The sequence below is a fragment of the Streptomyces sp. NPDC002838 genome, assembly GCF_040295365.1.
Classification (GTDB): Bacteria; Actinomycetota; Actinomycetes; order Streptomycetales; family Streptomycetaceae; genus Streptomyces.
The window spans coordinates 1-14,079 of the sequence record NZ_JBEOVF010000086.1 but is presented as its reverse complement, the minus strand read 5'-3'; the positions used below and the strand labels follow the sequence as shown (position 1 = coordinate 14,079).

Genomic DNA, 14,079 nt, shown 5'->3' with positions numbered 1-14,079 from the left:
GCTCCCTCAGCAGACTTGGGTACTCCACCGTCCAGACGATTGACCCCGACGAGGCCGAATTACGTCGAGCCATTGAGGATTCCCTGAGCGGAGACTGCCGCATTGTCCATGTCATGTCGCATGGTGTGACGGCTCGGCACGGAGACCCGAGCCGCGTGGACATCGTGCCGGCTTCGGGGCGGGTCGGGATCGGCACCAACGTCAGTGAGTGGGTGTCGGCGGCCCAGACGCAGGCCCGCCCGACCCTGTTTCTGCTTGACCTTTGCCGATCGGGGCGTGCGGCACGACTGCCCTTCCTGCTGCAGCATGCGGGCCGGGACACCCATGCGTGGGTCCTCGCCGCCTCGGGCGGGGACGAGGACGCCTATGACGGACGATTCAGCAGAGCGGTGGCCGACGTTCTCGACGAGTTGTCCCATACAGGGCTCGGTGCGGACATCACCCGGCGGTACGTGGCCTTCTCCGTCGTGGCGCGGCACGTCCGCAGGCGGGTTGAGGCCATGCCCGGCGTGCCCCAGACGGTCTTCGCCACCGCGATGGACCTGGGGCTTGACGAGCCGGAGCTGCCGTTCTTTCCCAACCCGAGGTTCCGCGCTGACGTGCTGCGGCGGGCGCGGCATGGCATGGATCCGCCCCTGCGCGCCTTCCTGGACGACCTCGCCGACATCGACGGTGGCGACGCGGAGCATTTCACCGACCGGGCGGGCCATCACTTCGTGGGCCGACGCAGTCAACTGCGGCTCTTGGCGCCCTGGCTGGACGACGACGCGGTGGGCGGGCTCAGGGTGGTCACCGGCAGTCCCGGCGTCGGCAAATCCGCCATCCTGGGGGCTCTGGTGTGCGCGGCGCACGGCGAACTGAGGACCGTGGTACCTCACGTCCGTGCCCGGCTCCAGGCTCAGGATCCGCTTGGCTGCCCGTCGGTGCACGTCAGTCTGGCCGCGGTGCACGCCCGGGAGCGTCATCTGAACGACGTCGTGGCCTCGATCGCACGGCAGCTGAAACTCCCGACTCCCGCGGACGGCTGGCACGCACAGTCGCTCATCGGCGCCATCGCCACGCTGCCGGTGCCGCCCCCGATCGTGCTGGACGCCCTGGACGAGGCCGTCGATCCGGAGTCGATCACCACGAATCTGCTGCTGCCCCTCGCCCGCGCCACCCGTTCCGACGGCCGACCGATCTGCCGACTGTTAGTCGGCATGCGCCCCTGGGAGCAGTTCCGGGAACTGCGCGATCGTGCGGCCGCGGAGCATGGGCTGATCGACCTGGACACCGTGGCCGCCGAGGAACTGCGCGCCGACCTGGCCGACCACCTCACCAGCAGCTTCGGCGATCTCGACAACTACGCCGCCCGCGAGCAGCGCACCGTACGGGAGCACTTGGCCGCCGCCGTGGCTGCACGGCTCACCTCACCGGCGAGTGGTCACGGTGAATGGGGCGCCTTCCTGGTGGGGAGCCTGTTCACCCGGTACGTACACAACCGCCTCCCCGCGCGGGACGTGGTCGAGGCCGACCGGCTGGGTTCCACCGTCCCCACCACACTGCCCGACGTCCTCGCCCTGGACCTGAACACCCACGCTCGACCCGACGCCCTGCGCGCGGTGCTCGCCGCCGCCTCTCACGCCAAGGGCGACGGCATGCCCGCCGAACTCATCGCCCTGCTGGCCATGGCGTTCCACCCGGAGAGCGGCTCCGACGACATCCAGGACCTGCTCGACCACGACGCCCGCTTCTACCTGCGCACCAGCATGGAGCAGGACGGCACTACCCTGTACCGCCTCTTCCACCAGGGACTCACGGACTATCTGCGCCGAACGCGCACACCGGGCGGCCTCGACCACAGCATGATCCTCGACCGGCTGCTCGGTCCCTTCGCCCCCACCGACGCACCCGTACGGCAGACCAGTTGGGCAGCCGCGCCACAGTACCTGCTGCGGCACGCCATCGAACACGCCGTAGACGCGGGCCGTGCCGACGAACTGGCCACCGACGCCGACTTCCTCCTCCACGCCGACCTCAACACCCTCATGCCGGCCCTGGACCGTGCCGAAAGCGAGCCGAGCCGACGGACCGCTGCCGTCTTCCGTGCCTCCTGGGAGGAACACCAGGGCGCGAGCGCGGACGAACGACGACAACTGCTGGCCATCGACGCCGCCCGCCAGCGGCACTCCGCGCTCCGCGCGAGCCTCGCCACCCTCCAGCGGCCCGGCGCGTGGCACCCGCTGTGGGCCACCAACGCCCAGACAAGCGACGACGTACGCATGGCCTTCGACCATAGGGACAGCGTGGGATCGCTGGCCGCCGCAGAAGTCGACGGGCGTCCCGTCGTCATCACCGGGAGCGAGCACAACGGGGCCGTTCGCGTGTGGGACGTCCGCACCGGACATCTACGGACGGAGATCCAGACAGGTCTGGAGGCGGTCAAGACGATGGCGTGTGCGACGGTTCGGGGACGCCCGGTGGTCGTCACCGCCAACAATCTCAACTACGACGGCAAGGTGCGCGTCTGGGACGTGGCCACCGGGCGGCCGCATCTCGACATCCGGCCCGAGCACTTCGGCGCGAAGACCATCGCGTGCACCGAGCTGGACGGCCGTCCCGTCGTGGTGACGGCAGACGGCTACATCTCCGGTCACGTGTGGGCGTGGGACCTGATCACCGGACGCCGGGTGCAGCGGATTGCAAACGCCCACGAGGGATCCGTGGAGGTTCTCACGTGTACGACCATCGACGGTCGTGCCGTGGTCGTCACCGCGGGGTACCAGGACGGACTGCTCAAGACGTGGGACCTGACCACGGGTCGACCACTGCACACGATGCAGGTAGACAGCGCATGGAAGCGCAAGGTGATCTGTGCGCAGGTGGACGGCCTGCCCATGGCGGTCGTCGGAGGCTCGGAACTCCAGGTGTGGGACCTGACCACCGGACACAAACACCGCACCATCGCCACCGGCCCGGCACGTAGCGTGACAGTCACGATAGTGGCGGGCAGGCCGATCGCCGTGTGCGGCGACCCGGACGGTGCACCGCTGCAAGCATGGGACTTGAGCGGCGGCCAGCACTGGGGCGACGAGCTTTCCGTGCGGGAGAGGACGACGCAGGCGTTGACCATGACCGTGGACGGCCAGCCGCTCGCCGTGACCGCGAACCAGTACGACCGCGCCGTGCGGGTATGGAAGCTGGCCCCGACGCCCTCCCGGAACACCGAGCGCCTGGGACACGCGGACTTCGTGACGTCGGTCGACAGCTGCGTGATCGACGGTGACGAGATGGCCGTCAGCGGCAGCATGGACGGCACATTGCAGGTGTGGGACCTGGCCACGGGCCGGCCCGTCGGGGACCGGCTCACCGGAGACGGCAGCGCCGTACGCCGTGTGGTGTGCACCGAGTTCGACGGCAGACCCGTCGCTGTGACCAGCGGCGAGTTCGACGGCCTGCGCATCTGGGACCTGCGGGCCGGGCGACCGTACGGCCGTCCCCTCATCAGCCGTGCGGGACCCGTGCGGCTACTCGCGTGCACCGAGCTCCGCAGCGACCTGCATGCCGTCACCAGCGGCCATTTCGCCGGACCGGCAAAGGCGTGGAACCTGCGCACCGGCCGTCCGTTCCGTACAAGGCGAGGAGAGCACACGGGAGCTGACGCCGTGGCGTGTCTGACGCAGCACGGGCGACCGGTCGTCGTCAGCGGCGGCGGGTACGCGCAGCCGCTTTGGGTCTGGGACCTCGAGACCGGTGAGCCTGCCGGGCAGCCCGTCCTGGGACTTACCCACGTCAGGGCGGCAACCGTCGCGAGCATCGACGGCAGGCTCGCACTCGCCACGGCGCGCTCCTACGTGTCGGAAATGCTGCTGGTCACCGGTCCTGCAAAGGATCCCGGCCCATACAGCCAAGGGGCCGTACACCTGTGGGACCTGGCCACAGGCCAAGCCATCAGGGACCTCGGCGACCATGCCGACGGTGCGGTGGCGATGTCGTACGTGGAATGCGATGGTCGTCAACTGGCGGTGACGGGCGGAGGTCGTGCGGTGCGCTTCTGGGACCTGGGGATGGGGCGGGAGGAGACCCTTCGAATCCCCGCCGCCGTCGGCGCTTTGACATTCACCGCGGACGGCCACCTGTTGCTCGGAGCAGGCTGTGAAGTGATCGTGATGCACCGCGAGGGCGGAGGAGCGCATGCGGATCGTCGGAGTCCACGGAGTGGGGAACTACCGGGCGGGAGAGTCACCGGACCAGGCATCCGTCCACCTCTCGCGGATCTGGCGGACGAGTCTGCACACCGGCAGTCGGCAGGTCCAGGAACTCGCGGTGGCCTACTACGCCGACTTGCTGAGGGGCTCCGGCCGACAGAGCGCCGCAACCGACCTGACTGATCTGGACGACTTCGAACTGGAACTGCTGCACGCCTGGCTGCGGCAGCTGGACATGCCCGACAGTGTGGCAGCGGGCTGGGGCACGTGGGCGCCACGGCAGGCCGTCGCCTGGCTGGCCAGGACCCGGTTTCCCGGGAAGACGGCCACCGAATGGTTCCTGGCGACCTTCTTCCGCGAGGTGGCCACCTACTTGAGGTACGAGAACCACCGCTACCGAACCCTGGTGCGCAACCGCGTCGCGGAGGTCATCGCCGCGCACCAGGCCGACACGGTCGTGGCGCATTCCCTTGGGTCGGTCGTGGCGTATGAGACGCTCTGGGCCTATCCGGAGCTCAAGGTGCGGACCCTGATCACGCTGGGTTCTCCGCTGGCCCTGCCTCACGCCGTCTTCCCCCGGCTGGATCCCGCACCACGGAACGAGCGAGGACGGCGGCCGCCCAGCGTGCAGCGTTGGATCAACCTCGCCGATCCGGGGGACCTCGTGGCGATACCGGCGTACGGGGTCAGCCGGAAATTCGCCGGAGTGGATCTCGACGAACACACCGTGATCAGCGCCTTCGACTTTCACCTGGCCAAGAACTACCTCGCGTCCACCTCCCTCGGCCGAGTGCTCCAACACTGCTGATACGGCAGCCGCCGTCGACTAAGGACCCTTAAAGCGTGGTGTCGTCATGGTGGCTCGCGCTGGAGGCCCGTGCCGGTGAGGCAACCGTCGAGGACGTCGGGGCGGTACTGGAACTGGCGTAGTCCCCGGCGGACAGCGGTGATCAGGTCGTCAGGGTCGGCGAAGGCCCGGTTGACCAAGACAGTGCGCCGCAGCACGGACCAGATGCCCTCGACGGGGTTGAGATCGGGTGCGCAGGGCGGCAGTTGGAAGACCGTGAGCCAGTCACGGTCAGCGACATACCCACGCATCCCTGCCGTGAGGTGGGTGTTGAGATTGTCCCAGACCAGCACGATGGGGCCGCCGAGCTGGTCGTGCGCGGTCTGGATCAGGTCGCGGTAGTCCTTCCAAGGGAAGCTCTTGCGCCCGTCGGGACGTGCGTCGGGGCAGGGCCGGTAGATCAACCGGGAGCGTTCGCCGGGCTTGTGGCAGACCAGCGCGGCGACGGATAAGCGGCGGCGGGATCGGCCCCGGACACGGACGACGAAGGTGTGGCCGCGGCGGGACCAGGTGCGGGTGGTCGGCGGCGTCATCGAGAAGCCGGCTTCGTCCTCGAAGACGAGCCAGGCGCCGAGCCGCCACGGTCCTTCCACCTGCGGCCAGGTTTCCTTCACCCAGCCGGCCACCGCCGCCTCGTCTCGCTCGATGGCACGGCGGGCCGGAACCTGGCAGGTCCAGCCATGCCGTCTGAGCAGCGCGGCGACGCCCTGGATGGTATAGCTCTTGTGGAACCGGCGCCCGATCAGGGTCTTGATCCGCGACAGGGTCCAGGTCTGGTCCGGCCAGCCGTGCCCGGCCGAGGGCGACGATCCGCTGACCTGCGGTGCTCACGAGCTGTCACGCCTCATTAGGCCTTGCAGATGTGGGGCCGTTGACCTGTGGGGTGACAGGTTGAACTGCGACTCATGACGGGCGAGGCACCGCGTCCTGGGCGAGGCGCAGCCAGCGTCGCGCACGCATCTCATCGATCATGGCGAGGAGTGCTTGTCGAGCTGGGCCTCGTCAGGACGCCGAGACGCCCGCTTCCAGAACTCCCAGTGAAGGTGGCTGATTCCAGGCCAAGGCCCTGGTGTTTCTCTGCGGCTGAGGCCCTGAATGCGGCTACGGTCTGTGGCTGGCCCATCAGCTGTGCGATCACATCCTGCTCGACCATCCCGACGGGTTCCGCGGCGAGATCGATGCCAGCTGTCATCATCCCCTCGCGACAGAGAACTCCACCCGGTGCGAGGTCGGGACCGGTCCCGGCCCACCGGTGGTCGCATGTGCTGATGTCAGGGGTGCCCACCTGGTCACCGACCGAGTCGGCCTCACAGGTCACGGAACGCGGAGACTGGGATGAGAAGTCCGGTACGTGAAGGTGTCATCGCCCTGGCTGCAGTGGCTCTGTTGGCCTCGTGCACAGCAGGCCCGACGGAGGAAGGCGACAGTCCGGCGGCCACCCGCTCGCCCACCCGGAAGGCCCTCGACCTCAGTGGCGATCCACGGGCTGCGGCGCCCCTGACGTTCGACGGCAAGGCGGCCCATGTCCTGCCGACCGGCCCGAAGGGCAATCCCCCCATCGCTTTGTACGGGCGTGCGGCCTGGCTCACGCACGCGTCCGGCATGACGATGTACAACCTGGCCACGGGGAAGGCCGTCACCGACATCACGACCCAGAACACGCCCACGTACGACCTGCCGGCGCCACGCGATCTGAGCAAGAAGCAGGCCGACTTGGTACGAAGCCGCGTGTCGTTCCCTCTGCCGGTGCAGATCGGCGGTGTACCGGCAGTGGTCGCCGTCGTACCGGTCCAGCTCGCCAAGAAGGGCGGCGGTTCGGCCCAGGCCGGGTTCGAGGTGATCGCCGCTCGGGCGGACAACGGCAAGCTGATCTGGCGGCTTCCCGTGGACATCTACGGTGACCCGGCCGGCAAGCTCGGCGCGCTCCTGGTCGAGCCCGGGAACGGCGTGATGACCGTCACCTGGACTGAGGACGACTACTGGACAGGCACCTTCGCGGTCTCCCTGGACGACAAGCCCCGCATGCTGTGGCAGCGTGCGGGCTTCTGGATGCTGGGCGGATCCGGCGACGCCGTTCTGGGGTTCCGCGAAGAGCCGGACGAGGAATACTCGATGGCCGGCGTCGCCGCGACCGACGGCCGTGATCTGTGGGTCAAGGAGGTGCCGGACGGGGCCACCTGGGCTGTCAGATCGAACGACACGCCCTTGGCCAAACTCGACGACGACAGCGAGCAGGCGCGACTGATCGAGATCGCGACCGGCGACTTCGTGCTGTCCAAGCGGGCCGGCCTGACCAGCCGCATGAACTGCGATCACGGCGAGGGCGGCACCGTTCTGCTGTGCGCGTCGAAGCAGGACGGGGCGCTCGCGGTGGACAAAGCCGGCAAGATCTTGTGGCGCCGGGCGGCGGGGGACGGCCCCAACGAGTGGAACGCCACCGTGGAAGCCGAGTTCAAGGATCTGTTCTATGTCAAAGGCAAAAACGGAGCGTTCGTCGTCGATGGGCGTACCGGACGAACGGTCAGCTCCGACGCGGGGATTGTCCCCGATCGCGTCAACGCCTACGCCGCGCTGGTCTACACCGACAACGGCGCAGAGGTCCACCTCGCCAAGCGATGACGCAAACCGCCTGATGGCGAGGGTCATCGCCGGCCCTTGCCACTGCGCCGGCCACCGACCGTGGGATTCGAGGTCCGCCCCGCCCGAATCCATGAGAAGCATCCACGCTCAGCGAGACGGGGCAGTGGCCGCTCGGCCATCGCTCGGCCATCGTTCGTGAGATTCGGCCACGGGATCTGAGATCCCACAAAGGTGTAGGACCTCGCGACTCGTGGCACGGAGCATCGCTGTGACCAGGAAGTTTCGGACGTGTCTCAGAGCTTGTCCCTATCCCGGTGTCTCGGCTGCCTGGTATTTCCTCGGCGTGGCGTCGGGCCTGTGCGGAAGGATGAGGCCGTGCTGACCTACGTGTACCGCGTCACCAAGTACGACCCCGCTGACCGCGATGGACATGGCCGCTACACCGGTCCTGAGGACACTGTCAGCGACCACGGCGAGGTCGAGGCGGCCTGTCTTCGGGCGGTCGCGGCCTTCGCCGCGGACACCGGCATCGATCACCTGGTCGTGCGCGAACCGCAGGTTCCCTCCCTCTCACACTTCGGTGTTGAGCCTCCGGTGGACGATTTCGGCCTGGCACGGCTCTTCCCGTCCGGCCAAGCCGGTTTCCACGACGGGGCACAGATGCCGCTCGATATCGCGCTGGAGCTGGTGCGGGCCATGCTGCGCGACAGCGGGGCCTGGTGCCGACTGGAGGCGGAGGACACGTTCGCGGTCCACGTGGGGTGGGACCAGTACCTCTACATCAGCAGCAGCCGGCCTTGCGAGGAAGCGCTGGCCCGCACCCGCGAGCTCGGACTGTTCCCGGAACGCCTGGACGCCTCCCCGTACGCCTTCGAGGCCGAGGAGGAAGAGCAGGTCATCCAGCGGCCCGGCGATGACGACTTCTGGGCCGACCTGCACAGGGCAGTCGTCACCGGCCGTGCAGGAATCCTGGAAGAGACGTATCTCGAAGGTGCCTCACGATGGCACCACCTCACCAGCGACACCTTCGACCCCGTTCGCGTTGGACTGGCTCCCCGGGCCCGTCTCGCCGTCTGGCCGTCCCTGTCCACCGACATCGACGCCGTCCTGAGAGCCCTGCCCGCTGATGGCCTCGTCGAAGGCGTGTGGCAGGACGACGACGGCAACATCCGCAGCGCCATCGCCGACGAGGACGAGTTCCCCGAACTGACCGCCCGGATATCCCGTGCCCATGCCGCCGCGCTCCTGTCTGTATATGCGGGTGAACGTGTACCTCTGTGCACTGCTGTCATGCCCGACAACGACGGAGTCCTACGGGCTCGTTGGCGGACCGAGCCGACGCCAAGCGACCGCGACTGGGCACTTCGTCAGCCCCAAGGGTGAGCGCTCCGACCGGACTGTCTCAGATTCGTGGCCGACAGGCCATCGAGTGGCCATCGGTCGTGAGATTCGGCCACGGAATCTGAGATCCCACATCGTTGAGACAGGACAGTTCGCCTGTGGCCCGGACTACGACTACCTCGACGGCCTCACCCTGCGTGTCTACCCGGGCCCGGACAGCAGCACGGACGTCACGGTCACCAGCCCGGTCACCGGCAGGACCGCCGTGTTCACCACGACTCGCGCCGAGGGGCACGTCCATGTCACCTCGACGCTCGCGGACGGCTGGACCCACCAACTCGCCTGATATCAGGACTCGACCCGCCAGAACGACATCAACCCGACCCGTCACAACGACATCAGAGAGGCACGTGCATGCCGACGTCCCCGAACGAACCCACCGGGCACCTGGCGTTCCCCTCGGACTTCCTCATCGGCTCCGCAACCGCTGCCTACCAAGTCGAAGGCGCCGCCACCGACGACGGACGCGGTCCTTCCATCTGGGACACCTTCTCCCACACCCCTGGCAAGACATGGAACGGGGACACCGGCGACATCGCCGCCGCCCACTACCACCGCCTTGAGGAAGACCTCGATCTCATGGCGTCCCTCGGCCTGCGGGCCTATCGGTTCTCAATCTCCTGGCCGCGCATCCAGCCCACCGGCCACGGCCCGGCCAACCCCAAAGGACTGGACTTCTACGGCCGCCTGGTCGACGGCCTGCTCGACCGGGGCATCACCCCCGTCGCCACCCTCTACCACTGGGATCTGCCCCAAGCCCTCGAATACGCCGGCGGCTGGACGAACCGCGACACCGCCTTCGCCTTCGCCGACTACGCCCGCATCGTCGGCACCGCTCTCGGCGACCGCGTCGCGGTCTGGACCACCTTGAACGAACCGTGGTGCTCCGCTTACCTCGGCTACGGATCCGGAGCCCACGCGCCCGGCCGCACCGACGGCGCCGCGGCGCTGACCGCGGTCCACCACCTCAACCTCGCCCACGGCCTGGCCGCCCAACAGCTCAGGGCGGTCGCCACCAACCGCCCGCAATACTCCATCACCCTCAACTTCCACGTCCTCAGAGGCAAGGGCGACGGCGCCGACGAGGCCGTGCGCCGCATCGACGCGCTGGCCAACCGTTCCTTCACCGAGCCCCTGCTGCGCGGTCACTACCCGGAGGACCTCCTCAGGGACACCGCCGCGGTCACCGACTGGGCCTTCGTCCAGGACGGCGACCTCACCCACATCCACCAGCCCCTGGACCTGCTCGGCGTCAACTACTACGCCACCACCACCGTCCGCCTGTGGGACGGCGTGACCCCACGTCAGAACAACGACGGCCACAAGGACATGGGAGGCTCCCCCTGGCCCGGCTCGCCGCACGTCGAGTTCGTCGAGCAGGAGGGCCCGCACACCGCCATGGGCTGGAACATCGACCCCAAGGGCCTCGAGGAACTCCTCCTGGACCTGCACGCCCGGTTCCCGAACCAGCCCCTGGCCATCACCGAGAACGGAGCAGCCTTCGAGGACCATGTCTCCGTCCGCGGCGACGGCACCCACGCCGTACACGACCCCGAGCGCATCGACTACCTCCGTCGCCACCTCGTCGCCGCCCACCGGGCCCTCGCCTCCGGTGTTGATCTGCGCGGCTACTTCGTGTGGTCACTGATGGACAACTTCGAATGGGGCTACGGGTACTCCAAGCGTTTCGGCATCGTCCATGTCGACTACGAGACCCAGCGCCGCACACCGAAGGACAGCGCCATCTGGTACCGGGACCTGGCAGTGACAGGCAGCATCCCACCGCTGCCGGACAGCTGAGGTGCAGGCCGCGGACCGCTGGCGCCCATCGTGGGGCGAGTAGGCGGGGCGGTCGGACGGATGCGTCGTCCGTCAGCCCTCGTGCGAGGCGAAGAGCCCCCGCTCCAGCGGTCCGGGTATCCAGCGTGTGTACCCGTTCGAGTGGTCACCGCCGCCTTCAACGAAACCGGGCTGAAGGTCAGCACCCTGGCATTGCGTGCACTTGATCTCCATGGCAGTGAACACCCCGCCCCTCATCTGCCGCACAGCGCCGTTGCGGCTTCTGTCCGATGGTGAGCGGGCCCAAAATTGTGCGAGGTCCCGTTGCGGCATGACGCAAGTGCGTGGCCCGTCCTACCCGCACACTTGACAGAGAAATGGTGATCACGGCGTCAAGCGACCGGGCACGAGCGGGCTGAACTCCTGGGCGAGAACCATCGGCAAGCAGGTCTGGTGTCTGACGAGGACCGTGCTCGGATGCTCGTCGCCCTGAACCTGAACAGGGTGTTCATGCAGCTCTCGACGGGATCGGACGCCTACCACCGGCAGTTCGGCTGGTCCTGTGCCGGCTTCCGGTTGCTCAACTTCCTGTGGAGCGAGGGCGATCTGGAGGTCAGGGAACTGGCAGAGGGAGGGGCGGACAGCGAGCCGACCCGGCCCGGCCGTGACCCGTAGTGGGACCAGGCCAAGGAAGAGGACCCTTCTCCGCCGGATCGAAGGGCGCGGGCGGGAAACGGACGACCGGCAAGAGTGGGCAGGTTCAGGACGGGCGCGATGAAGGTGTTCGCTTCGTCTTCCCAGCCTGTCGCCCAGACCAGCTCGAACTCCCGGCCGAGGTCCGCGAGCCAGGGGCCGTGAGAACAAGAACCCTGGTCATCAACGCTGGTGCCTCGGCGGTCTGTTCGCTCGCGTTTGGCCACGCGGCGCACCACGACGGTTATTACAAGCCGTTCGACCGGTATCAGTTGACATTCCAGTCGACCGGTTTTTAATCTGGAGGGGTGCTGGTCGACGAGGGTGGCTCGGTGGACTCTCGGCGCTCGTAACGGAGTTGCTGAAGGAGGGGCAGATGAGTGATCTCGAGATCGGACTCGGGGGGCGGCTGGTCGTCGTCGGAGTGCTGGGGGAGTCGGCATCCGCGACCGACAGCTTTCTGATCTGCATGCGGCTGAGCTGTCGTGGCATCCGGGCGGTGAACCTCGGAACGGGTGTCACGTTGGAGCGGGCGGCCGCTGAGCTTTCCCGGAGGCGTGACGCGGAGGCTCTGCTGTTCATCTGTGACGCGAGTGTCCGAAGCGCTGTGCGGCAGCTCGCCGGCCTCGGCGAGATGCGAGCCGCCGGAGTTGTTCAGTGCCCCGTCTTCGTGGGTGGTACGGGCGGCGGGTCTTGGCAGGAGCTGCGTCATGCTGCCGCACGGTTGCAGGGATTCGGTGTCGCGCAAGTGCTGTCGGATCTTGTGGACGCCGCCTATCTGCTCCCTGCCCGGCAGGTGCGTGTGCCCGAGGTTCAGGCCGTCGCGGGGCATCGTGGGGCGGGATTCCGTGTCCGGGCCGCCTGAAGTCACGATGTTTAAGCGCGTAACACCATCCAACCGGTATTTTTTTATGAGGGTCGGCCATGATGGCGAAGCAGGAGCGGTCCGAACGCACCATGGAGCGGCTGGTGCTGGCGGCCGCGGAGCAGTTTGCGGCTCAAGGCTTTACCAGGGCGTCGCTGGCGGAGGTGAGCAGGTCCGCCGGGGTGACGAAAGGGGCTCTGTTCTTCCACTTCTCGACCAAGGACGACCTGGCGAACGCGGTGTTGGCGCGCGGGCAGGACATCCTCGAGACGACGGTGGAGGAGCTGAGAGATCTCGAACCGGTCTTCCTGCAGGTCGTGGTCGACGCAACGCACACACTGAATCAACTGCTGCGTGACAACCCGTTCGTCAAGGCCGGCGTACGCGTTACGCGGGAGCGCGCGCAAGACACTCCGTTGTCGCTGGACTTCTATCCGCTCTGGCTCGGCCGGTTGTGGAAGTTGCTCGAGGACGCGCGTCGCAACGGCGAGCTCGGACCCTCGGTGACGGATGTTTCGGCGCGCACCTTGGTCACAGCTGTCGTGTCCGGTGTCGAAACGCTGACATGGATGCGGGTGCCCCGAGAGGAGACAGGGCAATGGCTGGGTCACCTATGGGAATTGGTCCTTCCGCTCCTTGTGTCCGGAAGCGCCGAGTGGCAGATCAGAACCACGGCGCCGGCCGTGGGTGTCCCCAAGTCCATCAGTGAGTGCTAAGAAGAATTCGCGGTTGTCAAGCTGCTGCCGAATGTCCATAAGGGGGAGTTCAGACGTGCACACGCTGGACGGAAAGACGGCGCTGGTCACCGGGGCCAGCCGTGGGATCGGTAGAGAAATCGCACGCATACTGGCACGGGAGGGAGCCCTGGTCGCGGTCCACTACGGTGGGAACGAGGCGGCTGCGAGGCAGACCCTCGAACTGATCGAAGAGGAGGGTGGGCGGGCGTTTCCCGTTCGTGCCGAACTGGGCGTGCCCGGCGATGTGGAGGCACTGTATGTCCAGTTGGAGGACGGTCTGGCGCGGCACGGAGAGGGACCCGAGCTCGACATACTGATCAACAACGCGGGGATCAGTGGGTCGGCGCGGATACACGAGGTGACCCCTGAGCTGTTCGACCGTCTCTTCGCGGTGAACACCCGATCTCTGCTCTTCCTTGTGCAGCGGGGGCTCAAGAACCTGCGGGACGGTGGCCGCATCATCAACGTCTCGTCAGCGGCCACCAGGATCGCTTACCCCGAGTCCGTTGTGTATTCGATGACGAAGGGTGCCTTGAACACCTTCACCCTGGCCCTGGCCAAGGAAGTCGGAGACCGCGGTATCACGGTCAACGCGGTGGGACCCGGATTCGTCGAGACCGACATGAACGCGGGAAAGCGGGCAACCCCGGAAGGCCAGGGTGAGCTCGCGGCCTGGTCCGTCTTCAACCGTCTCGGCCAGCCGTCCGACGTCGCTGAGGTCGTTGCCTTCCTGGCGTCGGACGCATCCCGCTGGGTCACCGGTCAGTGCATCGACGTCAGTGGCGGTTCGCGACTTTGACAGGACACGACGGCGGGGTTGGGGCCCCCCCCGCAACTGGGGGGGGGCGCCCCCCCCGCCGGCTCCCCCACGGCCACCCCCCGGGGGCGGGGCCGCGCCCCCCCCCCGCGGGGGGGTTCGTCGCGCCCCCCCCCCCGGGGATGGGACCGGTAGGGGCGGCGGGGGCGAAAAACCCCTGGGCCCACCCACCA

10 protein-coding genes and 1 pseudogene are annotated in these 14,079 nt (G+C 67.8%); 10 read left to right on the top strand and 1 reads right to left on the bottom strand.

Translation table 11 applies throughout. The annotated features are described in order from the left end of the window. The first annotated feature begins 155 nt into the window (after nt 1-155). Together ABT063_RS48605 and ABT063_RS48600 are read left to right on the top strand one after the other, a co-directional pair. Nucleotides 156-4,370, top strand: coding sequence for a hypothetical protein (locus tag ABT063_RS48605; RefSeq protein WP_351068053.1), 4,215 nt, complete (start codon nt 156-158; stop codon nt 4,368-4,370). Further along, complete coding sequence (locus ABT063_RS48600; RefSeq protein ID WP_351068051.1) at nt 4,306-4,995, top strand: lipase family protein; 690 nt, start codon at nt 4,306-4,308, stop codon at nt 4,993-4,995. The genes ABT063_RS48605 and ABT063_RS48600 overlap by 65 nt, the downstream gene beginning before the upstream one ends. Nucleotides 4,996-5,039: 44 nt before the next feature. Here the strand turns inward: ABT063_RS48600 and ABT063_RS48595 are convergent. Further along, nucleotides 5,040-5,825 (bottom strand): annotated as a pseudogene (locus ABT063_RS48595) (IS630 family transposase); the annotation flags it as partial. Between the two features lie 544 nt (nt 5,826-6,369). Between ABT063_RS48595 and ABT063_RS48590 the strand changes: the two are divergent. The 8 genes from ABT063_RS48590 (at nt 6,370) to ABT063_RS48555 (ending at nt 13,888) form a co-directional block, all read left to right on the top strand. Next, the gene (locus tag ABT063_RS48590; protein WP_351068049.1) at nt 6,370-7,653 is read left to right on the top strand and encodes a hypothetical protein; all 1,284 of its coding nucleotides are present in this window, start codon (nt 6,370-6,372) and stop codon (nt 7,651-7,653) included. Between the two features lie 336 nt (nt 7,654-7,989). Further along, on the top strand, nt 7,990-8,997 hold the full coding sequence (locus ABT063_RS48585) for an RNA-binding protein (RefSeq protein ID WP_351068046.1): 1,008 nt from the start codon (nt 7,990-7,992) through the stop codon (nt 8,995-8,997). 46 nt (nt 8,998-9,043) lie between these two features. After that, nucleotides 9,044-9,301 carry a hypothetical protein gene (locus ABT063_RS48580; protein WP_351068043.1) on the top strand — a complete coding sequence of 86 codons (258 nt, stop codon included), beginning with the start codon at nt 9,044-9,046 and terminating at the stop codon, nt 9,299-9,301. A 68-nt stretch (nt 9,302-9,369) separates the two neighbouring features. After that, nucleotides 9,370-10,815, top strand: coding sequence for a GH1 family beta-glucosidase (locus ABT063_RS48575; protein WP_351068041.1), 1,446 nt, complete (start codon nt 9,370-9,372; stop codon nt 10,813-10,815). Nucleotides 10,816-11,247: 432 nt separating this feature from the next. Then, nucleotides 11,248-11,469 carry a winged helix DNA-binding protein gene (locus ABT063_RS48570; protein ID WP_351068090.1) on the top strand — a complete coding sequence of 74 codons (222 nt, stop codon included), beginning with the start codon at nt 11,248-11,250 and terminating at the stop codon, nt 11,467-11,469. A gap of 394 nt (nt 11,470-11,863) precedes the next feature. Beyond that, nucleotides 11,864-12,352, top strand: coding sequence for a hypothetical protein (locus ABT063_RS48565; protein WP_351068038.1), 489 nt, complete (start codon nt 11,864-11,866; stop codon nt 12,350-12,352). Nucleotides 12,353-12,411: 59 nt separating this feature from the next. Then, nucleotides 12,412-13,068 carry a ScbR family autoregulator-binding transcription factor gene (locus ABT063_RS48560; RefSeq protein WP_351068036.1) on the top strand — a complete coding sequence of 219 codons (657 nt, stop codon included), beginning with the start codon at nt 12,412-12,414 and terminating at the stop codon, nt 13,066-13,068. Between the two features lie 55 nt (nt 13,069-13,123). Then, nucleotides 13,124-13,888 (top strand): SDR family oxidoreductase, encoded by a 765-nt coding sequence (locus ABT063_RS48555; protein WP_351068035.1) that lies wholly within the window; start codon nt 13,124-13,126, stop codon nt 13,886-13,888. Nucleotides 13,889-14,079 lie beyond the last annotated feature (191 nt).